The sequence below is a fragment of the Streptomyces tanashiensis genome, from assembly GCF_014648895.1.
Lineage (GTDB): Bacteria > Actinomycetota > Actinomycetes > Streptomycetales > Streptomycetaceae > Streptomyces > Streptomyces tanashiensis.
Map to the genome: position 1 here is coordinate 46,402 of NZ_BMRZ01000025.1, position 23,075 is coordinate 69,476.

Sequence of the window (23,075 nt, forward strand, 5' to 3'; positions counted from 1 at the left end):
GCCCGCACCGCGTCGCCCGTGAGGTGTCCCATGCCGTCCGCGACCCCGTCCCCGGCATGGGACGGTACGGAAGCCGAGGCCGCCGCGCTGCTCGGCTGGCTCACCGATCCCGAGGCCCCCCGGCTCTGCCTCGTCACCGGCGCCCCGGGCAGCGGCAAGACCGCACTCCTCGGCTGGCTCGCCGCACACGGCCCGCGCTCCGGCCGCTCCCGCCGCCGCACGGCCCGGATGCTCGTCCCGCTCGCCGGGCAGAGCGCGCTCGGCGCGGCCTGGACGATCGCCGACCGGCTCGGTGTCGTGGCCCGCTCGCCCGGTGACCTCGTCCACGCCCTCGCCACCAGCGAGGCGCGGCCCGCCGGCCGGGCCGTCCTCCTCCTCACGGACCTCCACGCCGCCGCCGAACCCGCCGCGGTCACCCGGCTCATCGTCGAGCTCGCCGGCGTCGGGAGGATCCGCCTCGTGGTCGAGGCCCGGAGCGGCACCCCGGCCCCCGCCGTGCTGCGTGCCGAGGGCCGGGTCACCGTCGTCGACCTGGACGGCGAGCCCGAGACCGCCGACGGCGTCCTCGTGGAGCCGGCCCCGCCGCTGCCGGACCTCTCCGACCCGGTGGCCGTCTGCGCGGCCGACCCGCTGCTCGTCACCACGGCGTACGTCACCGGCGCCGCGCTCGCCGGTGTGCCCGGCACCCTCGACGGGCCCGAACCGTCCGCCCGGCCCGGCGAGGGCACCGCCGACGAGCACGGCGGGCTGCGGACCGCCTGGATGCGCGCCGGACAGTCCCTCTGTCGTGAACAGGCCCCGGCGGAGCGGGCGTTGGTCCTTCTCGCCGCGCTCGGCGACGGCGCCGACCCCCGGCTCCGCCCCGCGCTGGCCGAGCTCGCGGAGGGCGCGCCCTGGCGCGTCCGGTGGGCCCGTCACCGCGGCGACCTGAACCCGCCCTGGCCGGGCCCGGTCACGGTGCTCGGCGCGGCGGGCGGCCCGCTGGAGGGCACCCTCCTCGTCGGCGACCCCACCGGCACCGTACGACTGCTGCACGAGGCCGACGCGAGCCCCGCCGGCCGCCTCGCGCACACCGTCCCCGGCCGGATCACCGCGCTCGCGCCCGCGCCCGACGGCACGGTGCTGCTCCTGGACGACCGGGGCCGGCTGCACGCCGTGCGGGGGACGGCGCCCCGGCCGCCGTACCTGGAGCGGCTCACCGAGGCGGTCTCGGCGACCCTGGCCCGCCACCCGGGCACGGCCCTCGCGGCGATCGCGGGCTCGGTGGTGGTGGGGGACCGGCTGGGATCGGTCCACGCCTTCGGCCTGACGGGCCTTTACCAGTCGGCCTCGCACAGCGGCCGGGTCACGGCCGTCGCGGCGGTCGAGTCCGAGACCCCGTTCGTCTGCTCCGGCGGCGCCGACGGGAGCGTCCGGCTCTGGACCCCCGGCCGGGACACACGCCCCGAGCCCCTCGCCGAGCGCCCCTCGCCGGTGGTCTCCCTGCACGCGACGGAGACCCCGCACGGGCCGCTCGTCGCCGCGGCCTGGGCCGACGGCCTCGTCGAACTCCACCGGCCGGAGGGCGGCCCGACGCTCTCCTTCCGCCCGGGTCCCCCGGTCCGCGCGGTCGCCGTCACGGGAGCCGGCTCCCTGCTCGTCGGCACCGACGAGAGCCTGGTGTGCCTCGCACCCCGGTCCTAGGTGAGCGAGTGCGGAACGGAGCTCGGTGACGATCCGTCACCGAGCCCCGTACGTACCGGACTTCAGGTCGCCGCCCGGGGCGTCAGCTGGGCCGACAGCCAGGTCGGTACGCCGCCGAGCAACTGGAAGAGGCGGCGCGCCTCCGCGCGCAGGCGTCCCGCCTCCGGTTCGGTCTCCGTGGTCGCCAGGGCCGTGAGCGCCGGGGCCGTGCCGACCAGGTAGCCGAGCTCCTCGCGGATCCGCAGGGACTCCGCGAAACCGTGCCGCGCCTCCGTCAACTCGCCCTCGCGCAGGGCGAGTCCGGCGAGGTGCCGCCAGGTGAAGGAGAGCAGGAGCGAGTCCCCCTGAGCGGTCGCCCCGGCGTGCGCCCTGCGATAGGCGGCACGCGCCGCCTGCGGGGAGTCGCCGAGGTTCTGGGCGATGAGCCCGCGCCGGAAGTCCAGGAGCGGCCGGCCGGTGGCGGAGGGGCCGATCAGCGCCGCCGCCCGGCCCAGCGCCATCCGGGCCTCGTCGGCCCGGTCGCGCACCCCCAACAGGGTGGAGGCGTAGGCGAGATAGCCGCGTTCGCAGGCCGCGGCCCCGCGTTCCTCGTCGGTGCCGGCCACCGCCTCGGCCGCCCGCAGTGCCTCCTCGGCGTCGGCCCAGCCCTGTTCGGTGTAGAGGCAGCGCTCGATGAGCAGCGCCGCGCGTTCGAGTGCGGCCGCCGGTTCGGTCGCGTGCGGCGCGAGCAGCGCGGCGGCGTCCGTCCAGCAACCTCGGGAGCGGAGCCGCCATATGGCGGTCTCCACGGGTGTCTCCTTGCCGTAGGCGAGGGACGGATCTTCGCCACCCCTTGATTCGGAACCAGACATGGCGGTATCCGCCACATTGCCCTCCCCGAGCGCGCCATTGAGCTGTTGAGTAGGACGGCATCTCAGCACGAACGGCGGCACCCGGCCAAGGGGTCGGGTGAAAAATTTCACAAAGCTCGGTAGGGGGTGGAAGCCTCTGCCCCGACCCCGCCCGGCGGACCCCCGGACCGCCGGCCGGCCCGTGATCACGCCGGTGATCAGGCCCGGACCCGGTCCGCGCGGCCCCGAGCGCGAGGCCCGCCGAGGGCCCGGACGCCACTCCTCCGGACTCGCCCGAAGGAGTGAATCGCCAGGGCCCCGGACGGGCCTCGCGGTGTTCGACTCAGCTCATCCGCAGCGCGGGTCAGCTCATCCGCAGCGCGAGGAAGAAGTCGAGCTTGTCCTCCAGGCGGGAGAGGTCGCGGCCGGTGAGCTGCTCGATCCGGCCCACCCGGTAGCGCAGCGTGTTCACGTGCAGGTGGAGGCGGGTCGCACAGCGGGTCCAGGAGCCGTCGCAGTCCAGGAAGGCCTCCAGCGTCGGGATGAGCTCCGCACGGTGGCGCCGGTCGTAGTCGCGCAGCGGGTCGAGCAGCCGGGCCGTGAAGGCGCGCCGGACGTCGTCCGGGACGAACGGCAGCAGCAGGACGTGCGAGGCCAGCTCGTGGTGCCCGGCGGCGCAGACCCGGCCCGGGCGGGCGGCGGCCACCCGGCGGGCGTGCCGGGCCTCCTCCAGGGCCCCGCGCAGGCCCTCCGCCGAGTGCACGGCCGCGCTGACGCCCAGCGTGAGGCGCCCGTCGTCGGCGAGGCCCGAGGAGAGCGGGGCCCGTACGGAGGCGAGCAGCGCGTCCGCGTGGAGGCCCAGGGCGGGGGCCGGGCCCTCGTCCTCGCTGTCCGGCAGCGGTCCCGCGGCCAGCGGGACCAGCGCGATCGCCTCGTCGCCGCTGTGCGCGACCGCGATCCGGTCGGCCGACTCGGCGCCGACGGTCGCCGGGTCGACGAGGACCTCCTCCAGGAGCGCCTGGGCGACCGGACCGGTGTCCACGGCGGCCTGGCCGGCCTCCTGCTCCCACTCCACGCGGGCGACGACCACCTGCCAGTGCGGGGCCGTGCCGAGCCCGGGCAGCAGCACCGGGGCGGCGACCCGCAGCCGGGCCGCGATCTCGGCGGGCGCGGCGCCCGTCTGCACCAGCTCCAGGACCTCCTGGGCGAGCCGGCGCCGTACCGTACGGGCCGCGTCGCGCCGGTCCCGCTCGACGGCGATCAGCTGGGTGACGCCCTGGAGCAGGTCCAGCCGGGCGGCCGGCCAGTCCCCGGCGTCCGCCTCGACGGCGAGCAGCCAGTCCGACAGGACCGTCTCGCGCACGTCCCGGGAGGCGGGCGCCGCGCCCCGGCCGGTGTTGCGGATCGGGAACAGCGAGTACGTGGATCCGGCGAGGTTCAGCCGGTGCGGGCCGCGCCGGCCGGTCCGGGTGGCGGCCAGGTGCTCACCGGCCAGGGTGGCGGCGAGACCGGCCTCCAGGGGCTCGCCCGCGCCCGCGATCTGGCGGCCGGTGGGGGAGAGGACCCAGGCCCGCAGGTCCAGGTCGGAGCCGAGGAGGTCGAGGACGACCTCGGGTCCGCCGCCCGCCGGTCCGGAGGTCATGAGCCGCCGGTGCCGGTCGACGACGGCCGCCAGGTCGCCGGCCCGCTCGCCGGAGACCTGTCGAACAACATGCTCGGTGATCGTCGCGAACGCAACGGACTCGTTCACGGCGAAGAGCGGAAGCCGGTGGCGCAAACACGCCTCTACGAGATCGTCGGGGATGTCGCCGAGCTCGGCCTCACCCGCCGCCAGGGCGGCCACTCCGGCCGAGGCCAGGATCCGGACGAAGGGCTCGGCGTCGGCCGGTTCCGCCCGCCAGGCGAGGCCGGTCAGCACCAGCTCGCCGCCGGACAGGTACCGGCTGGGGTCCTTGAGGTCCGTCGTCATCACGCCTCGGACGGTCCGGTCCAGCTCGTCCTCGCCGCCGAGCAGGCGCAGCCCGAGCGCGTCGTTCTCCAGCAGTGCGCGCAGCCGCATCGTGTCGCCGCCGTTCCTTCGTTCGGTGATGGTGGGTGTCGCGTTGTCGACGGTGGGGTGGTGCCACCGTTTCCAGGGGAAAACGGCGAGGTTTCTGTTCCCCGCCTTTCGTTCGAATCTACAAGACGACGACGGGCACCAGCCAACTCCTTCATGTTTTCGGTGACTGCACCCGGGCGATCGTGGCTTGTGTACTAGGCCACACACCGCGTGAACAGCACATGAACACGATGTCGAGGGCCGGCCGTCCCCCCGGACCCACCAGTTCGACCCCCGATCACCAGAATCACTAGAAGAGAGCCACCATGGACTTCCTTCGCCCCGCCAGCTGGGAGGAGGCGCTCGCCGCCAAGGCCGAGCACCCCACGGCCGTGCCCATCGCCGGTGGTACCGACGTCATGGTCGAGATCAACTTCGACCACCGGCGCCCCGAGTACCTCCTGGACCTGAACCGTATCGAGCTGCTGCGCGAGTACGAGATCGGCGAGGAGAACGTCCGCCTCGGCGCCTCCGTCCCGTACACCCGGATCATGGAGAACCTCCGCGCCGAGCTGCCCGGTCTCGCGCTCGCCTCGCACACGGTCGCCTCCCCGCAGATCCGCAACCGCGGCGGCGTGGGCGGCAACCTCGGCACCGCGTCGCCCGCCGGTGACGCCCACCCGGCCCTGCTCGCCGCGGGCGCCGAGGTCGAGGTCGAGTCGGTGCGCGGCAACCGCTTCATCCCGATCGACGAGTTCTACACGGGCGTGAAGCGCAACGCGCTCCAGCCCGACGAGCTCATCAAGACCGTCCACATCAAGAAGGCGGACGGCCCCCAGCAGTACTCCAAGGTCGGCACCCGCAACGCGATGGTCATCGCCGTCTGCGCCTTCGGCCTGGCCCTGCACCCGGAGACCCGGACCGTACGCACCGGCATCGGCTCCGCCGCGCCGACCCCGATCCGCGCCAAGGAGGCCGAGGCCTTCCTGAACGCGGCGCTGGAGGAGGGCGGCTTCTGGGACAACGGCAAGATCATCACCCCTTCGATCGCGAAGCAGTTCGCCGACCTCTGCTCGGCCGCCGCCAACCCGATCGACGACGTCCGCGGCACCGCCAAGTACCGGCGCCACGCCGTCGGCATCATGGCTCGCCGCCAGCTCGGCTGGACCTGGGAGCAGTACCGCGGCGCCGGCCGCACGCTTGAGGGAGCTGCATAACCATGCGCGTCAATTTCACGGTCAACGGTCGTCCGCAGGAAGCCGACGACGTCTGGGAGGGCGAGTCCCTCCTCTACGTTCTGCGTGAGCGCCTGGGTCTGCCCGGCTCCAAGAACGCGTGCGAGCAGGGCGAGTGCGGTTCCTGCACGGTCCGTCTCGACGGCGTGCCGGTCTGCTCGTGTCTGGTCGCCGCCGGTCAGGTCGAGGGCCGCGAGGTCGTCACCGTCGAGGGCCTGGCGGAGTTCGCCAAGGAGCGCGAGGCGCACGGCGGTTGCGCCACCGGCGCCTGCGGCACCTCGGTCGACGCCGCGAAGAAGTGGGAGGCCAAGCCCCAGGACTCGCAGACCGGTGAGGGCATCGAACTCTCGCCGATCCAGCAGGCGTTCATCGACGCCGGCGCCGTCCAGTGCGGCTTCTGCACCCCCGGCCTGCTCGTCGCGGCCGACGAGATGCTGGAGCGCAACCCGTCCCCGACGGACGCGGACATCCGCGAGGCGCTCTCCGGCAACCTCTGCCGCTGTACCGGTTACGAGAAGATCCTCGACGCGGTCCGCCTCGCGGCCGCTCGCCAGGAGCGTCAGGGAGAGGCGGTCTGACGATGGCTCAGAACACACGCACCGTTCCGGTGGGCACGCCCACCGACGTCACCCAGAACCACGTCAAGGGCGGCATCGGCGAGTCCACGCTCCGCCCGGACGGCACCCTCAAGGTCACCGGCGAGTTCGCCTACTCCTCGGACATGTGGCACGAGGACATGCTGTGGGGCCAGATCCTGCGCTCCACCGTCGCGCACGCCGAGATCGTGTCCATCGACACCTCCGAGGCCCTCACGATGGACGGCGTCTACGCCGTCCTGACCCACGAGGACCTGCCGGCCGCGAAGAACTACGGCATGGAGTTCCAGGACACCCCGGTCCTCGCCTACGGCAAGGTCCGTCACCACGGTGAGCCGGTCGCCCTCGTGGCCGCCGACCACCCGGAGACCGCCCGCCGCGCCGCCGCCAAGATCAAGATCGAGTACCGGGAGCTCCCGGTCATCACGGACGAGGCCTCGGCGCTCGCCCCGGACGCGATCCTGGTCCACGAGAACCGCGACGACCACCACTCGGGCCACGTCCCGCACCCGAACATCGTGCACCGCCAGCCGATCATCCGCGGCAACGCCGACGAGGCCGCCAAGCGCGCCGACGTCATCGTCAAGGGCGAGTACACCTTCGGCATGCAGGACCAGGCCTTCCTCGGCCCCGAGTCCGGCCTCGCCGTACCGGCCGAGGACGGCGGCGTCGACCTGTACGTCGCCACCCAGTGGCTGCACTCGGACCTCAAGCAGATCGCCCCCTGCCTCGGCCTGCCCGAGGAGAAGGTCCGGATGACCATGGCCGGTGTCGGCGGCGCCTTCGGCGGCCGCGAGGACATCTCCATGCAGATCCTCGCCTCCATCCTCGCCCTGCGCACCGGCAAGCCGGTCAAGATGGTCTACAACCGGTACGAGTCCTTCTTCGGGCACGTCCACCGGCACCCGGCGAAGCTCTACTACGAGCACGGCGCCACCAAGGACGGCAAGCTCACGCACATGAAGTGCAAGATCGTGCTGGACGGCGGCGCGTACGCGTCGTCCACGGCCTCGGTCGTCGGCAACGCCTCCTCCCTCTCGGTCGGCCCGTACGTCGTCGAGGACGTCGAGATCGAGGCGATCGGCCTCTACACCAACAACCCGCCCTGCGGCGCCATGCGCGGCTTCGGCGCGGTCCAGGCCTGCTTCGCCTACGAGGCGCAGATGGACAAGCTCGCGGCCAAGCTGGGCATGGACCCGGTGGAGCTGCGCCAGCTCAACGCCATGGAGCAGGGCACGATCATGCCGACCGGCCAGGTCGTGGACTCGCCGGCCCCGGTCGCCGAGCTGCTGCGCCGGGTCAAGGCCCGCCCGATGCCGCCGGAGCGCCAGTGGGAGACCGCCGGCGAGGGCGCGGACGTCCGCGCACTGCCGGGCGGCCTGTCCAACACCTCGCACGGCGAGGGTGTCGTGCGGGGCGTCGGCTACGCCGTCGGCATCAAGAACGTCGGCTTCTCCGAGGGCTTCGACGACTACTCGACCGCCAAGATCCGCATCGAGGTCATCAACGGCGAGGCCGTCGCCACGGTCCACACCGCCATGGCGGAGGTCGGCCAGGGCGGCGTCACCATCCACGCGCAGATCGCCCGTACCGAGCTAGGTGTCCAGCAGGTCACCATCCACCCCGCGGACACGCAGGTGGGCTCGGCCGGTTCGACCTCCGCGGGCCGCCAGACGTACATGACCGGCGGCGCCATCAAGAACTCCTGCGAGATCGTCCGCGAGAAGGTCCTGGAGATCGGCCGGCGCAAGTTCGGCTCGTACCACCCGGCCTGGGCCAACGCCGAACTCCTCCTGGAGGGCGGCAAGGTCGTCACCGACGGCGGCGAGGCCCTCGCCACCATCGCGGACGTCCTGGAGGACCAGGCCGTGGAGGTCGAGGAGGAGTGGCGGCACCGTCCCACCCAGGCCTTCGACCTCGTCACCGGCCAGGGCGACGGCCACGTCCAGTACGCCTTCGCCGCGCACCGCGCGGTCGTGGAGGTGGACACCGAGCTCGGTCTCGTGAAGGTGATCGAGCTGGCCTGCGCGCAGGACGTCGGCAAGGCGGTCAACCCGCTCTCCGTGGTCGGCCAGATCCAGGGTGGCACCACCCAGGGCCTGGGCGTCGCGGTGATGGAGGAGATCATCGTCGACCCGAAGACCGCGAAGGTGCGCAACCCCTCCTTCACGGACTACCTCATCCCGACCATCCTCGACACGCCGACCATCCCGGTCGACTACCTCGAGCTGGCCGACCCCAACGCGCCGTACGGCGTGCGGGGCATCGGTGAGGCCCCGACCCTGTCGTCCACCCCGGCCGTCCTCGCGGCGATCCGGGCGGCGACGGGCCTGGAGCTCAACAAGACGCCGGTCCGCCCCGAGGCGCTCACCGGCACCCTGTAGGACTCTCCGGGCGGTGCGTGCCTCCCCGGAACGTCACACTTCCCCCGCCCGCACCGCCCGGAGCACTCCCCCGAGGGAGTACCCGCACCACCGCAGGATCCGCGTCACCCGCAGTACCCCGCACCACGGCAGTACCCGCATCACGGCAGTACCCCGTTCGTCTCGGGCCGTCCCCCGGGTCGTGCAGCCAACGAAATATCCCAAATCCCGCAGCTTCACGTCAGAGCTCAGAAGTCTGATGCGGGTGCCCCTTTGAACCTTGGGAGTAGGCCCCATGACCCAGTCGTCTGTGGAGCCCAAGACCACCGCTGAGGACGCGGGCTCCGGCTCGCGCACCCCCGCCGGGCGCTCTTGGCTCGACCGGTACTTTCACATCTCGGAGAGAGGATCCACCGTCGCGACGGAGATCCGCGGCGGCGTCACCACCTTCATGGCGATGGCGTACATTCTCCTGCTCAACCCGATCCTCCTCGGCGGCCCGGACGTCGACAAGCACGTCCTCGCCACCTCCGCCGTCATCACGGCGACCGCCTTCGCGGCGGCGGTGACCACCCTGCTGATGGGCTTCGTCGGCAAGGTCCCGCTCGTCCTCGCGGCGGGACTCAGCGTCTCCGGTGTGCTCGCGACCCAGGTCGTGCCGAACATGACCTGGCCGCAGGCCATGGGCATGTGCGTCGTCTACGGTCTGGTGATCTGCCTCCTGGTGGTCACCGGTCTCCGCGAGATGATCATGAACGCGATCCCGCTGCCGCTCAAGCACGGCATCACCATCGGCATCGGTCTCTTCATCGCGCTGATCGGCTTCAACAAGGCCGGCTTCGTGGGTGCCGGTCCGCAGTTCGGTCCGCCCATCACCCTGGGCGCCGGCGGCGAGCTCGTCGGCTGGCCGGTCCTGATCTTCGCCGTCACCCTGCTCGCGATCTTCGCGCTCCAGGCCCGCAAGGTTCCGGGCGCGATCCTCATCGGCATCGTCGCCGGCACCGTCATCTCCCTGATCGTCAACGCGGTCGCCGACATCCCGGCCAAGGGCCCGGGCGCCTGGGCCAACGGTGCTCCGGAGCTCAAGGGCAGCGCGGTCTCCAGCCCGGACTTCTCGCTCTTCGGCGACGTCTCCTTCGGCGGCTGGGGCGACGTCGGCTACATCACCGTCGGTGTCATCGTCTTCACCCTGGTCCTCGCCGGCTTCTTCGACGCGATGGCCACCATCATCGGCGTCGGCACCGAGGCCAACCTCGCCGACGACAAGGGCCGGATGCCCGGCCTGTCCAAGGCGCTGTTCATCGACGGCGCGGGCGGCGCGATCGGCGGCGTCTCCGGCGCCTCCGGCCAGACCGTGTTCGTCGAGTCCGCCACCGGCGTCGGCGAGGGTGCCCGTACCGGCTTCTCCTCGGTCATCACCGGCCTGTTCTTCGCGGCCTGCCTCTTCTTCACGCCGATCACCCAGATCGTGCCCCGTGAGGTCGGCTCCGCCGCCCTGGTCGTCATCGGCGCGATGATGATGATGAACGCCAAGCACGTGAACTGGGGCGACAGCTCCGTCGCCATCCCGGTCTTCCTGACCGTGGTCCTGATGCCGTTCACCTACAGCATCACCCCGGGCGTCGCGGCCGGCGTCATCGCCTACACCGTCATCAAGGTGGCGCAGGGCAAGGCGCGCGAGGTCGGTGCGTTCATGTGGGCCCTGACCGCGATCTTCATCGTGTTCTTCGCCCTTCACCCGATCGAGGGTTGGCTGGGCGTCAGCTGACGCCCGACCATCATCCTCCGTACACACCCAAGGAGACCGACATGCTGGACATCGCCGAAGAGCTGCACCGGTGGGTCGAGCAGGGACGCACGTTCGCCGTCGCCACCGTGGTTGCGGTCGGCGGCAGCGCGCCCCGGCAGCCGGGCGCCGCTCTCGCCGTCGACAGCGAGGGCACGGCGATCGGATCGGTCTCCGGCGGGTGTGTGGAGGGCGCGGTCTACGACCTGTGCGTCCAGGCCCTCGAGGACGGCAAGCCCGTCGTCGAGCGCTTCGGCTACAGCGACGAGGACGCCTTCGCGGTCGGTCTGACCTGCGGCGGCATCATCGACATCCTCGTCACCCCGGTCCGCGGCGGGGTCTTCCCCGCCGCGCTCGGTGCCGCCGCCACGGGGGAGGCGGCGGCCCTGGCCCGGATCGTCGGGGGTCCGGACGAGCTGATGGGCCAGGCCCTCCTCGTCCGCCCCGACGGCTCGTACGAGGGGAAGCTCGGCGGCCACCCCGAGCTGGACCGCACCGCGGCCGGCGAGGCCCGCGCGATGCTCGACGCGGGCCGCACCGGCACCGTGGAGATCGGCGAGGACGGCAGCCGCTGCGGACAGCCGCTGACCCTCCTGGTCGAGTCCTCCGTCCCCGCCCCCCGCATGATCGTCTTCGGCGCCATCGACTTCGCCGCCGCCCTCGTCCGGGTCGGCAAGTTCCTCGGCTACCACGTGACCGTCTGCGACGCGCGGCCCGTCTTCGCGACGCCGGCCCGGTTCCCCGAGGCCGACGAGATCGTCGTCGACTGGCCCCACCGCTACCTGGAGTCGACCGAGGTCGACGGCCGGACCGTCCTCTGCGTCCTCACGCACGACGCCAAGTTCGACGTGCCCCTCCTCCAGGCCGCCCTGAAGCTTCCCGTCGCCTACATCGGCGCGATGGGCTCCCGCCGCACCCACGAGGACCGCAACGCGCGCCTCCGCGAGGTCGGCGTCACCGACCTCGAACTCGCCCGCCTGCGCTCCCCGATCGGACTCGACCTCGGTGCGCGCACGCCCGAGGAGACCGCCCTCTCGATCGGCGCCGAGATCGTCGCCAACCGCCGCGGCGGCAGCGGCCTCTCCCTCACGGGCGCCCACACCCCGATCCACCACGACGGACCCCGCGAGCCGGACGGGCGCATAGGCTCGGTCGCGTAGCTCCGTTTCCCGGACTGCGCCGACCGCCTCGGCTAGATTCCTGACGTGGACGCGCTCACCCCGGAAGACCCGACGCACGTAGGCCCGTACCGTCTCATCGCCCGTCTGGGGGCGGGCGGCATGGGCCTCGTCTACCTCGGCCGCTCCGACGTCGGACGTACGGTCGCGGTCAAGGTCGTGCAGTCCGAGTACGCCGCCCAGCCGGAGTTCCGCAGACGCTTCGCCCGCGAGGTGGCGGCCGCCCGGCTGGTGGGCGGGAGCTGGACCGCCGGCGTCCTCGACGCCGCCACGGACACCGAGGTGGCGGTGCCCTGGGTCGCCACCCAGTACATCGCCGGGCCCGACCTGACCACCGTCGTCGCCCGCGACTTCGGCCCGCTGCCCGAGCACTCGGTCCGCGTCCTCGCCAACCGCCTCGCCCTCGCCCTGCGGGTGGTGCACGAGGCGGGCCTGATCCACCGCGACCTCAAGCCGTCCAACGTCCTCGTGACCGTGGACGGGCCCCGCGTCATCGACTTCGGCATCGCCCGCGCCATGGACAGCCTGGCCGGCGACAGCCTGCACACCCGCACCGGCATGCTGATCGGCTCGCCCGGCTTCATGTCCCCGGAGCAGGTCCGCGGCCTCGAACTCACCCCCGCCAGCGATGTGTTCTGCCTCGGGGCCGTCCTCGTGTACGCCGCCACCGGCCGGCTCCTCTTCGGCGCCACCGACACCGGTCTGAACGCCCACCTCTTCCGGGTCGCCGAGGAGGAGCCCGACCTCACCGGCGTGCCCGAGTCGCTGCTCGGCCTCGTCCGCGCCTGCCTGGAGAAGGACCCGGCCGCGCGGCCCACCCCCGAGCGGATCGCCGCCCTCACCGACGGCGGCGACGGCGGGGTCTGGCTGCCGGGCGAGGTCCTCGTCCAACTGGGTCGGCACGCGGCCCAGTTGCTCGACTTCGTACCGGCGGCGCGCGCCGAACCGGTGGCGGAGCCCGCCGTCCGGGCGGTCGCGCCTCCCGTGACGGAGACGGCACCGCGCGCCGCGACGCCGGCGCCCCCGCTCGCCCCGGCCTACACTCCGACGGCTCCCGCGCACGAGGTGCCCGCCCCGGCGCCCCGGCGCGGGCGGGGCCTGACGGTGATCGTGCTCGCGCAGCTGGCGGCGCTGTTCGGCGCGACGACGCAGGACCCCTTCCAGCACAGCCTCGGCCGTGACCTGCCCGAGGCGTACGCCTTCGCCGTCCCCTTCGCCGCGCTGCTGCTGCTCGGCGGGCACCTCGCCGACCGGCTGGGCGGCCGACGGACGCTGGTCGTCGGCCTGACGGGTCTCGTGGCGGCCTGTGTGCTCGGCGGCTCGGCCGGAGCGTCCGTTCCCGCCGTGCTGGTCGCGGCCCGCGTCCTCCAGGGCGGGTTCGCCGCCCTGGTGACGGCGGCGGCGCTGACCCTGGTGGCCACGGCCTTCCCCGGACCGAGGGCGCGTGCCAGGGCCTTCGGCGTCTACGCCACGGCCGCCGTCAGCGGGCCGGCCGTGGGGATCGCGACCCTGGAGATGGGCTGGGGGGTGGTTCTGAGCATCGTCGTCCTCCTCGCCCTGATCGCCCTGGCCGGCGCCCGCGTCCTGCCGCAGGACCGCCCGGACCGCACCGGCGCCCGCTTCGACCTCGCCGGAGTCCTGCTCGGCGCCCTCGGGACCGCGGCGCTGCTGTACGGCTCCGTCAAGATGTGGCCGGACTGGGGCTCCCCCCTGGCCCTGGGCCTGCTGGCGGGTGGCGTGGTGCTGCTCGCCGTCTTCCTGGGGTGGCAGAGCGCCGCGGCGCACCCGCTGCTGCCCCCGTACGTCCTCAAGGACCGCAACCGGCTCGGCGGCCTGCTCGCCGTGCTTCTGTCCGGCGCCGGAATCCTCGCCCTGATCCCGTCCCTGGCCTTCATGCTGATGTGGGAGTTCGGGTACTCGACGCTCGTCGGCGGGCTGGCCATGCTCCCCATGGTCGCGACGGTCGCCGTCGGCGCCACCCTGATCTCCCCGCGGCTGCTGGGCCGTGGCGTGGCGCCCCGCGTCCTCGTCGTGGCGGGCCTGGTGATCACACCGATCGGGGTGGCCCTGACCATCGTCGGCCTCCAGAGCGGCGCCGCGTACACCGCCATGCTCCCGGCCATGATGGTCGCGGGTCTGGGGATCGGCCTGGCCTTCATGCCGCTCTTCGCCGCCGTGGTCACCGCCGGCCTCGGCGGGCACACCGGCGGGGCCGCGGCGGCCGTCGTCACGGCCCAGACGGTGGGCACGGCCCTCGGGACGGCACTCTTCGTCGGTTGGGGAGGACCGCCGTGGTGGGCGGTCCTCCTCCTGCTGATCGCCGGGCTCGTCGCGGGCCTGATGGTGACGTCGAGGACGCCTGCCCCCGCCGTGAACTAGGGCCTGTCCGGCGGATCAGGGTCGGACAGGCCCTGGTCCCGGCGCCCGCTCAGCGCGCCGCCCTCTCCCGTACGGTCGACGCCCAGGCCGGCTGCTCCTCCACGGTCTCCGGCTCGGCCCGGCGTCCGCCCCGGGCGAAGAAGTCCGCGAGCGGCAGGATCGCCGCGCCGACCGTCACCGCGTCGGGGCCCAGGGTCCCCAGGCCGATGCCGACGCGGGCCGCCGGGTACGTCAGCGCGTACTCCGTCGCGTACCCCTTCACCGTCTCCAGGAAGCGGGCCCCGAGCTGGAGGCCCGCCCAGCCGCCGACGAGGATGCGCTCGGGCTGGAAGAGGTTGACGAGGTCGCCGAAACCGGCGCCCAGGTACTCGGCGGTCTCCTCCAGGACTTCGAGGGCCGTCGCGTCGGGCGCCGCCGCCGGGTCCGCCGGGTACGCGGCCGCCAGCATCGCGGTCAGGGCCGTCTCCTCGTCCGCGCCCGCCGGAGGCCGCCCGCCCGCCTCTCGCCAGCGCTCCAGCAGCGCCTCCGCGCCCGCGTACGCCTCCAGGCAGCCCCGGGCGCCGCAGCGGCAGCGGCGGCCCCGGACCCGTACCGTCAGATGACCCCATTCGAGCGCCCGGCCGGATTCCATCGGGTCCGTGACCACACAGGCGCCGACGCCCGAGCCGAAGAGCACGACCACGGCGCTGCGCGCGCCCCGGCCCGCGCCGAACCACATCTCCGCCTGGCCGAGGGTCTTGGCGCCGTTGTCGATCCAGTACGGCACCGAGGCCGGGAGGTCCACGCTCTCGCGGAGCAGCCGCTCCAGCGGGACCGCGTCCCAGCCGATGGTCTGGCCGTGCACGACCGCGCCCTCCTCGGCGGTGCGGGCGACGATGCCGGGCACGCCGACGCCGACGCCGAGCAGGCCCTCGACGGGGACGCCGGCCGTGTCCAGCACCTCCGCGATGCCCGCCCGGACGTGCTCGACGACGACCCCGACCTCGTACCGGTCGTGCGGGCGCGGGCTGTCGACCGCCAGGGGGCTCTCCGTGCGGGCGAGTTCGGTCATGGTGAGGTCGAACAGCTCGATCCGGACCCGGGTCTCGCCGACGTCCACGCCGATCATGCAGCCGCTGCCGGGGGTGATCCGCAGCAGGGTGCGGGGGCGCCCGCCGGCCGAGTCGACGCTGCCCGCCTCCTCGACGAGTCCCTCCGCGACGAGCTCGGCGACCACGTTGCTGACGGAGCCGGAGCTCAGTCCGGTGGCGGGGCCCAGCGAGAAGCGGCTCGTGGGGCCGTCGAAGTACAGGCGCTGCAGGACGGCGGTGCGGTTCTCGCGCCGCAGGTCCCGCACGGTCCGGCCGTTCCGCATGGTCACTCGGGCCCCCTGTGAAGTAGTCCTCCATGCAACATACCGCTGCCGGGACCCTCACAGGCTCTTCTCTTGATCTTTAACTCAAGATTTGAAATAAGCCGGGAAAGGCCGTCGGAGCCTTCACCTCCTGAACGCGGGACCGCGCGGGACGCCCACCGGACGGCCAGGGTTCGGCGGGCGCTTCACGGGGTCCGGGGGTCCACGCGGTCAGGCCCTGCGGAGTCCGCTGAGCAGCAGTTCGGCCAGCTGCTCGTACGCCTCGGCGTCGGCGAGTCCGGTCGCCGCGGCCACCTGGCGCCGCTGGATGCGGACCATCACCGAGGAGATCACGTCGGCCGCGAAGGTCACGTGCACCTCGCGGAACACCCCGGCCCGCACGCCCTCCTCGATGAGCTGCTGCACCCGGCCCGCCGCCGCGCGCGTGTTCCGCTCGTACACCTCCGCCGCCGGCTCGAACGCGGCGACATCGTCGAAGAACTGCGGCGAGACGGGCGCCAGCTCGGCCGAGACCGCCCGCAGGTAGGCGGCGAGCCGCTCGGCCGGATCCGTCGCGGCGGCCAGGACCGCCTCGACCCGGGCCGTGGCGCGCCGGAAGAAGTGCACGACCGCCGCCCGGACTAGCTGCTCCTTGCTGCCGGCCAGGCCGTACAGCGTCCGCTTCGAGCAGCGCAGGCGCGCGGCGAGATCGTCGAGCGTGAGCCGGGCGAACCCCTCGCCGACGAGCAGGGCGACGAGCTCCTCGAACAGGGCGGAGCGGCGCGCCGCTCCGCGGCCCGTCAGCTTGGGGGCGTCGGCGGCGGAGGTCTCGATCACCCCGCCAGTATTCCAGGCCGCCCTTTCGGGGGGTTACGGCGGCACCCGTCTGCGCTACGCTAAGCGGTACTGCAGTACCTTCCCCAGTACCACTTTGCGCGCCGCTGGAGTCGCCAACATGGATGTCGACCGCCTGCTTCCCACCCCCGAGGCAGCGGACCTCATCGCCCTCACCCGGGAGATCGCCGACAAGGAGCTCTCTCCGCGGGTGGACGAGCACGAGGCCGCCGAGACCTATCCCGAAGGGCTCTTCGCCACCCTCGGCGAGGCGGGGCTCCTCGGCCTCCCGTACCCCGAGGAGTACGGCGGCGGAGGCCAGCCCTACGAGGTCTACCTCCAGGTCCTGGAGGAGCTCGCCGCGCGCTGGGCCGCCGTCGGCGTCGCCACCAGCGTCCACACCCTCGCCTGCCACCCCCTCCACACCTTCGGCACGCCGGAGCAGAAGGAACGATGGCTGCCCGCGATGCTGGAGGGCCGGACCATCGGCGGCTACAGCCTCTCCGAGCCGCAGGCCGGCTCCGACGCCGCCGCCCTCTCCTGCAAGGCCGAGCGCCAGGCCGACGGCAGCGGCTACCGCGTCACCGGCACCAAGGCCTGGATCACCCACGGCGGCAAGGCCGGCTTCTACGCCCTCTTCGCCCGCACGGCTCCCGGCAGCCACGGCATCTCCTGCTTCCTCGCCCCCGGCGCCACCGAGGGCCTGAGCTTCGGCGCCCCCGAGCGCAAGATGGGCCTCCAGGCCGTGCCGACGACGGCCGCGTACTGGGACGGCGCCCTCATCGAGGAGAACAGGCTCATAGGCGACGAGGGCCAGGGTCTCCAGATCGCCTTCAGCGCCCTCGACAGCGGCCGCCTCGGCATCGCCGCCTGCGCCACGGGCCTCGCCCAGGCCGCCCTCGACGCCGCCGTGGCGTACGCCAACGAGCGCACCACCTTCGGCCGCCGGATCGTCGACCACCAGGGCCTCGGCTTCCTGCTCGCCGACATGGCCGCCGCCGTCGACGCGGCCCGTGCCACCTACCTGGACGCGGCCCGCCGCCGCGACCTCGGCCGCCCCTTCAGCCGCCAGGCCAGCGCGGCCAAGCTCATCGCCACCGACACGGCCATGAAGGTCACCACGGACGCCGTCCAGGTCTTCGGCGGCTACGGCTACACCCGCGACTTCCCGGTCGAGCGCTACATGCGCGAGGCGAAGATCATGCAGATCTTCGAGGGAACGAACCAGATCCAGCGTCTGGTCATCAGCCGGGGCCTCGCCCGGCCGGCGTGATCCCGGCGAGTGATCCCCGCACGACGCGCATGAGGCCCGCACCGGACAGGTGCGGGCCTCGTCGGCAGTCGGTAGGACGGCAGGGTGCCGGAACGGCGCCTGAGGATTTCTAGGCCGCGAGTTCCTGCTCGGCACCCGTCGCCTCGGCCCAGGCCGCCACGAGTACCTGGTAGATCCGCTGCTCGTCGGCCGTCAGCGAGCGGCGCTGTTCGCCGGCTCGGGCCCACAGGGTGCGGATGGCATCGTTCAGGGCTTCGGGGCCAGGGGTCTCTCTGTGCGAATCGGGCATGACGTCAAGGCTACGGCCTGAGACTGACAAAGCCGGTCCGGTGTCGACGTGGGCTCCACCACGCCGCCGAATGTTCGGGGTCCCGGGCGCGGCCCGGGACGGGAGCGCGGTCCGGTCTCAGGTGCGGTTCAGGGTGAGGCCGAGGCGGGCGATGGTCATGGTCCGGTCGGTGACGACCACGTCGGTGTCGGTGAAGCGTGCGGATCCGAGCCGGTCGCGGATGAGGTCGCGCAGTGCGGGCTGCTGGGCTTCGAGGTCGTCGAGGACGGACCGCGGGACCTCGACGGTGCCGTAGAAGACGCGCGGCTGGGAGGTGAGACCGGGGTACTGCACGGACTGGCGCAGGCCGTCGACCGTGTGCAGCGTGACCGTGAGCTCCCGGTCTCCCGCGCGCAGGAGGAGCGGGGTGCTCGTGACCGCGACGGCGAACGCGTCGACGCGGGCGCTGACCCCGCCCCGGGTACCGGCGTAGTCGTAGGGCGAGGCCGGTGCGAGGGTGTCCGCGGAGCGGTCGTCGGGGGTGTTCCGGAGGAGGCGCCCCCGCAGGGGTTCGCCCGTCTCCGTGAAGGACCAGACGGAGTCGGTCAGGGCCTTGTGCCAGAAGCCGGTGCGCCCGTGGTCCCGCCCCTCGACGCGCAGTTCGCGTGCGTCCGATCCCCTGCCGGTCTTGTGGACGGAGATCCGGTCGGTGATCTGACCGGAGGAGGGGACCTTGGGCTGCCGGACCCAGTCGGGCGCGGGCAGCTGGATCTTCGGGAACGCGGCCCCGCGCTGGTCCTCGTAGGAGTAGGAGAAGAAGACGCGGTCGGAGCCCGCGATGTCGAAGTCGTACAGGCGGGTGTACAGGTCGCCGTAGCGATTGACGACGAACGAGGTGGAGGCCGCCGTGGACAGCGCCTCGGCCCGGAAGCGGCCGCGGTGCGGGGTGGCCATCTCGTAGCTGTGGTCGGCGGGGAGCCAGGGGTCCACGTAGGTGATGCGGCTGCCGTCGGGGCTGAGCGCGAAGACGTGGGAGACCTTCGCGCCGCCGACCGGATGGTCGTTGCCCGCGCTGTCGCGCCACACCTTGTCCTCGCCGGGGGAGAGGACCGACCAGGTCCAGCGGGTCGAGCCGTACGGGACGGTGTTGCCGTCGCCGAGCCACAGCGGGGCGCCGTACCGGTACGTCCAGTTCCATGTCCAGGGCGCGTTGAGGGCGTGGTCCATGGTGTGGATGCGGCCGCTCTCGTCGAGCGCGACGAGCTCGTCGTCGTCCACGGAGATGCCGGTGATCCGGCCGTCCAGGCAGTCGGGCAGGTCCATGGTGCGCCAACCTCCGCTCGCGGAGGCCTCCTTGACGTACATCCTGCCGTCGCGCACGGCGAAGGACCATCGCCGGTTGAACGTCTCCGTGGTGCCGCGCAGAGAGATCCGCGCGGGCAGGTCGACGGTCGCGGGCGGCAGCGCGGACAGCCCGAGGGTGCTGTCGCCGGGGACGAGGTCGGCCAGTCCCGCGGTGCCGACCGGTCGGCACGGGCTCTCGGCGGCCACGGCGGGGGCGGCCGCGGCGGGGGCGCCCGGGGCGAGGGCGCCGACGGTGAGGACGGTCGCGGCGAGGGCGTGACGCAGCATGTCGGATCCATCCGGGGAAGGGGAGGGCTGGCCGGGAGCCGGAGTCTCGCAGCGGAGCACCGAAAAGGTGAAGGGTTGTCAACATTACTTTTGAGTAACACGCCGGGTGCCCCGACGTCCGACCCTGACCTCGGGCCGGGGGATCCGGGGGTGCGCTCAGGGCTGTCCCCGATACCTGGGGCGGCGGTCCGCGAGCATGATCGTTCCATGACGAACACCACGCGCCAGTGGGCGAGTTACACCGTCGGTCCCCTCTGCATGACCCTCTACGGAGCCATCCGCCTCACCGATGCCGACCACGGCCCCGGCCTGTCCTGGAGCCTCGGTCATCTCGCACTGCTGGTCTCCGTGTCGGCCTTCGTGACGGTGATGTGGCGGATGAGACGGTGGGCCGGCGCGGGGCGCGGGCCGGCGGCGAGACGGTTCGCCGACACCGCGGCCGTCGTGGGTGTGCTCGGGGCGGCCGCGGCGGCGGCGCAGACCGTGATCGACCTGGTGATCGGATTCCTGTGCGCGGACCGGGGAGCCATGGACGTGCTGTTCGAGGAGGTCAGAAGCCATCCGGGCGTCACGCCTGCCGTCTACACGGTCGGCCCGTCGCTCTTCTACGTCGGCCTGGTCCTGCTCACGGCCCAGTTGGCGACGATGCGGAGGATCGAGGTCTGGCGTCCGCTCGTGGTGGTCGCGGGCATCGCCGTCGCCGCCATGAGTCTGGATCTCCTCCCCCTGGCAGGCCTGTTGCTGCTGCTGGCCCTCGCCCCGCTGGACCGGCGGCAGCGGCTGTCGACACCGGACGCGGGGCCGGAGCGGCGTCATCAGATGCCGCACGCGGCTCCGGAGCGTCGGCCCGCCGGGGCCGATCGTTGATCAGGGGGTTCCCCCGGCCCGCGGGCGCCCCGCCGCGAGCAGCGCCACGGCGGTCGCCGCCGTCAGTGCGGCCGGGAGGGACCAGGTCGCCAGCGGTCCCGCCGCGGCGGCGCCCAGAGCGAAACCGGTGATCTTGAGGCTGGCGCCGGTGGTGAAGATCTGACTCCGCAGATGGTCCGGGGACTCGCGGTGCCGCACCGCGAACAAGGCGGTGAGCTGGGGGCCTTCGCCGATCCCCGAGAGGAGGAAGGCGGCCACCAGGACCACGGGCCGGCCCGTCAGGGCGAGGGCGGGTGCGCCGGCCTGGACCAGCGCGCCGACCCGTACGAGCGCGTCGGGGGAGAGGCGGAGGGGGAACCGTGCGAGCAGGGCGTTGACCGCCAGGGCCGAGATCGCCGCGCAGGAGAAGAGCACGGCCCCGCGGCCGGCTCCGCCGAGGACCTGCTCGCCCAGGAGCGGGACACAGGCCGTCAGCATGCCCTGGGCGACGCAGGAGAGGACCGAGGTGAGGGTCGCCCGGGCGAGCTTCTGGTTCCCGAGGACGGTGCGTGTCCCGGAGACCAGGGCGCCTCCGAGGGCCGGGAGCGGCCGTACGCGCCGTACGCGCGCGGCGCGTATGTCTCGGGTCCGGGTGGCGCGTGCCTCCGCGTCGGGCCCCTTCCCCGCGGGCAGGGCCCGGGTCCCTCGCGTCCCCGTGCGTGCGTCGCCGGTCGGCTGTGCGCCCGTGCGTGCGTCGCCGGTCGGCCGTGCCCCCGAGTGCAGGGCACCCGTCGACTGCGTCCCCGCGGGCAGGGCCCCGGTCCCTCGCCTCCCCGTGTGCACGGGCAGGAGCCACGCCGCGGGTGCCGCCGCGGCGATGAGTGCGGCCGAGACCACCACGGCCGTCGGCGCCCCCAGGGTCTCCGCGAGCCCGCCCGCGAGGGCCGGGCCGGCCAGGGCCGCCGCGCCGAAGGTCATCGTGTCGAGCGCGTTCGCCCGGGGCAGCCGGTCGCTCGTCGTCACCCGGGGCAACTGGGCGGACCAGCTTCCCGAGAGGGCCGGTCCGAGGAGGCCCGTGAGGACCGCCGTCGCCACGGTGACGGCGAACGGAAGCCGGCCGAGCCCGACGAGTACGAGCGTCAGGCCCGCCGCGTACAGGACGACCGCTCCGGCGAGCAGGCGGCCCGGGCGGGCCGCCCCGTCCAGGAGCGCCCCGAGCACGGGTCCGCCGAGCGCGGCCGCGAGGCTGATGCCCGCGAGCAGGGCCGATGCCTCGGCGGTGGATCCGGCGAGTGCGAATCCGGCGAGGAGCAGCGCCGGTCCGGACGTCTCGTCTCCCACACGGGCTGTCAGGGCTCCGGCCAGACAGATGCCGGTCGCGTTCTTGTCTCTCACCGGTGGGACGGTACGGAGGTAACTCAAAACTCCGCAAGATGCGTTACATTCCGAGGGTGTCCGCCATCGAAGACGACTGGTCCACCCGTCACTCCGTCCTGACCACGGCCCGCCGTACCGCCGCTCTCGTCAACGTGCTCGCCGACGACCGGCCGGACCCGGGCGACGTCGCCGCCGTGCTCCTGGCCTACGGGGAGACGGGGCCCGTCGCGCTCGATCCCGGCGAGGTCGCCGGGATGCGCGAAGCCGCGGATCTGCTGCGGGAGGTGTTCGAGGCGGCGACCGCCGACGAGGCCGCCACCGTTCTCAACCGGCTGCTGCGGGAGCACACCGGGCCGCTCCGGCTGACCTCGCACGGCGGCACCGGGCCCTGGCACGCGCACATCGACCGGGACGACGACGCCCCCTGGGCCGAGTGGCTGCTCTCCTCGTCCTGCATGGCGCTCGCCGTCCTCGTCTGGGACCGGCAGCGCCCGCCCGGCAGGACCTGCGCGTCGGGCAGCTGCCGGAACGTCTTCGTCGCGCAGGGCAGCGGGCCGGAGCGCCGGTACTGCTCCCGCCGCTGTGCCACCCGCGAGCGTGTCGCCGCCCACCGGGGGCGGCACTCCGCCGAGGGCTCAGGCGGCTCCGCGCAGGACCCCGCGTGAGCCGGTGCCCGCCGTCCTGAGGAGGGCGGCGATCTCCGTGAGGCCGTGGCGTTCGGCGTGGTGGAGCGCCGTGCGGCCGTACGGGTCGGGGAGTTCGGGGTCCGCGCCCGCACCGAGGAGGAGAGCGACCACGTCCTGGTGGGCGCGGGCGCCCGAGCCGAGGATGACGGCCTCCAGGAGCGCGGTCCAGCCGAGCCGGTTGACGTGGTCGACGTCGATCGCCGTCTCGTGGAGCACGGCGCGGACGTACGGCACGTGTCCGCGTTCCGCGGCGGGGATGAGGGCGGTGCCGCCGTAGCGGTTCGTCAGCTTCGGGTCGGGGCCCGCCGGGAGCAGGGCCCGCATCATGGCGACACTGCCCGTGACGCCGGTGACCAGCCACGGGCTGTCGGACCGGTCGTCCTGCGCGTTCGGGTCGGCGCCCGCGGCGAGGAGCGCCCGCGCGGCGGGGACGTGGTCGCGCAGCGCGGCCCGCAGCAGCGGGGTGCGGCGGTGCCGGTCGCGGACGTCGACGCGGGCGCCCGCGTCGAGGGCCGCGCGGACGGCGACGGTGTCACCGTGTGCGGCGGCCGCCAGAAGGGTGTGGTCGAGCGCGTTCATGGCGGTTTCCTCGTAGGCGGGCGCCTGCGGCGTCGGTTACTTGCCGAGCGTGGCGACGCCGGCCTGGGCGAACTTCTCGTCGAGGTCGCCGGAGGGGGCGCCGGCGACGCCGATGCCGGCGATCGGGGCGCCCTTGGCGGTGACGGGGGCGCCGCCGGC

General features: G+C 73.6%; 19 protein-coding genes. 10 read left to right on the forward strand and 9 right to left on the reverse strand.

The window, feature by feature from the left end:
* The first annotated feature begins 30 nt into the window (after positions 1-30).
* Positions 31-1,683, forward strand: a complete 1,653-nt coding sequence (locus tag IE237_RS38540; protein WP_189806871.1) for a WD40 repeat domain-containing protein — start codon at positions 31-33, stop codon at positions 1,681-1,683.
* Positions 1,684-1,745: 62 nt separating this feature from the next.
* Here the strand turns inward: IE237_RS38540 and IE237_RS38545 are convergent, their stop codons facing one another.
* Both IE237_RS38545 and IE237_RS38550 read right to left on the reverse strand, forming a co-directional pair.
* Complete coding sequence (locus IE237_RS38545) at positions 1,746-2,549, reverse strand: hypothetical protein (RefSeq protein WP_370468347.1); 804 nt, start codon at positions 2,547-2,549, stop codon at positions 1,746-1,748.
* Between the two features lie 328 nt (positions 2,550-2,877).
* Positions 2,878-4,572 carry a PucR family transcriptional regulator gene (locus IE237_RS38550; protein ID WP_189806873.1) on the reverse strand — a complete coding sequence of 565 codons (1,695 nt, stop codon included), beginning with the start codon at positions 4,570-4,572 and terminating at the stop codon, positions 2,878-2,880.
* Positions 4,573-4,877: 305 nt separating this feature from the next.
* On the opposite strand from IE237_RS38550, the gene IE237_RS38555 reads away from it, so the two are divergent.
* From IE237_RS38555 to IE237_RS38580, 6 genes are all read left to right on the forward strand, one after another.
* Positions 4,878-5,768, forward strand: coding sequence for an FAD binding domain-containing protein (locus IE237_RS38555; RefSeq protein WP_189806874.1), 891 nt, complete (start codon positions 4,878-4,880; stop codon positions 5,766-5,768).
* Positions 5,769-5,770: 2 nt separating this feature from the next.
* Positions 5,771-6,364, forward strand: a complete 594-nt coding sequence (locus IE237_RS38560) for a (2Fe-2S)-binding protein (RefSeq protein WP_189806875.1) — start codon at positions 5,771-5,773, stop codon at positions 6,362-6,364.
* Positions 6,365-6,366: 2 nt separating this feature from the next.
* Positions 6,367-8,766, forward strand: coding sequence for a xanthine dehydrogenase subunit D (gene pucD / locus IE237_RS38565; protein WP_189806876.1), 2,400 nt, complete (start codon positions 6,367-6,369; stop codon positions 8,764-8,766).
* A 274-nt stretch (positions 8,767-9,040) separates the two neighbouring features.
* Positions 9,041-10,513: an NCS2 family permease gene (locus tag IE237_RS38570; RefSeq protein WP_189806877.1), complete on the forward strand. Its 1,473-nt coding sequence runs from the start codon at positions 9,041-9,043 to the stop codon at positions 10,511-10,513.
* A gap of 41 nt (positions 10,514-10,554) precedes the next feature.
* Positions 10,555-11,691 (forward strand): XdhC family protein, encoded by a 1,137-nt coding sequence (locus IE237_RS38575; RefSeq protein ID WP_189806878.1) that lies wholly within the window; start codon positions 10,555-10,557, stop codon positions 11,689-11,691.
* 45 nt (positions 11,692-11,736) lie between these two features.
* Positions 11,737-14,088, forward strand: coding sequence for a bifunctional serine/threonine protein kinase/MFS transporter (locus IE237_RS38580; RefSeq protein WP_189806879.1), 2,352 nt, complete (start codon positions 11,737-11,739; stop codon positions 14,086-14,088).
* A gap of 49 nt (positions 14,089-14,137) precedes the next feature.
* Here the strand turns inward: IE237_RS38580 and IE237_RS38585 are convergent, their stop codons facing one another.
* Positions 14,138-15,448 carry an ROK family transcriptional regulator gene (locus IE237_RS38585; protein ID WP_189806880.1) on the reverse strand — a complete coding sequence of 437 codons (1,311 nt, stop codon included), beginning with the start codon at positions 15,446-15,448 and terminating at the stop codon, positions 14,138-14,140.
* Between the two features lie 204 nt (positions 15,449-15,652).
* On the reverse strand, positions 15,653-16,258 hold the full coding sequence (locus tag IE237_RS38590) for a TetR/AcrR family transcriptional regulator (protein WP_189806881.1): 606 nt from the start codon (positions 16,256-16,258) through the stop codon (positions 15,653-15,655).
* 118 nt (positions 16,259-16,376) lie between these two features.
* On the opposite strand from IE237_RS38590, the gene IE237_RS38595 reads away from it, so the two are divergent.
* Positions 16,377-17,528, forward strand: coding sequence for an acyl-CoA dehydrogenase family protein (locus tag IE237_RS38595; protein ID WP_189806882.1), 1,152 nt, complete (start codon positions 16,377-16,379; stop codon positions 17,526-17,528).
* A 109-nt stretch (positions 17,529-17,637) separates the two neighbouring features.
* Here the strand turns inward: IE237_RS38595 and IE237_RS38600 are convergent, their stop codons facing one another.
* A complete protein-coding gene (locus tag IE237_RS38600) occupies positions 17,638-17,817 on the reverse strand; it encodes a hypothetical protein (protein WP_189806883.1) in 180 nt (59 codons plus the stop codon).
* Between the two features lie 117 nt (positions 17,818-17,934).
* Positions 17,935-19,428, reverse strand: a complete 1,494-nt coding sequence (locus tag IE237_RS38605; RefSeq protein ID WP_189806884.1) for a hypothetical protein — start codon at positions 19,426-19,428, stop codon at positions 17,935-17,937.
* Positions 19,429-19,635: 207 nt separating this feature from the next.
* On the opposite strand from IE237_RS38605, the gene IE237_RS38610 reads away from it, so the two are divergent.
* Positions 19,636-20,295 carry a hypothetical protein gene (locus IE237_RS38610; protein ID WP_189806885.1) on the forward strand — a complete coding sequence of 220 codons (660 nt, stop codon included), beginning with the start codon at positions 19,636-19,638 and terminating at the stop codon, positions 20,293-20,295.
* Here the strand turns inward: IE237_RS38610 and IE237_RS38615 are convergent, their stop codons facing one another.
* A complete protein-coding gene (locus IE237_RS38615; RefSeq protein WP_229844024.1) occupies positions 20,296-21,669 on the reverse strand; it encodes an MFS transporter in 1,374 nt (457 codons plus the stop codon).
* A gap of 38 nt (positions 21,670-21,707) precedes the next feature.
* Between IE237_RS38615 and IE237_RS38620 the strand changes: the two genes are divergently transcribed.
* Positions 21,708-22,316 carry a CGNR zinc finger domain-containing protein gene (locus IE237_RS38620; RefSeq protein WP_189806886.1) on the forward strand — a complete coding sequence of 203 codons (609 nt, stop codon included), beginning with the start codon at positions 21,708-21,710 and terminating at the stop codon, positions 22,314-22,316.
* Here the strand turns inward: IE237_RS38620 and IE237_RS38625 are convergent.
* Positions 22,287-22,916 carry an ankyrin repeat domain-containing protein gene (locus IE237_RS38625; RefSeq protein ID WP_189806887.1) on the reverse strand — a complete coding sequence of 210 codons (630 nt, stop codon included), beginning with the start codon at positions 22,914-22,916 and terminating at the stop codon, positions 22,287-22,289. The two genes, IE237_RS38620 and IE237_RS38625, sit on opposite strands and share 30 nt — an antisense overlap.
* A gap of 36 nt (positions 22,917-22,952) precedes the next feature.
* Positions 22,953-23,075, reverse strand: a 123-nt coding sequence (locus IE237_RS38630) for a heme-binding protein (protein WP_189806888.1), incomplete at its 5' end; no start/stop codon positions are given.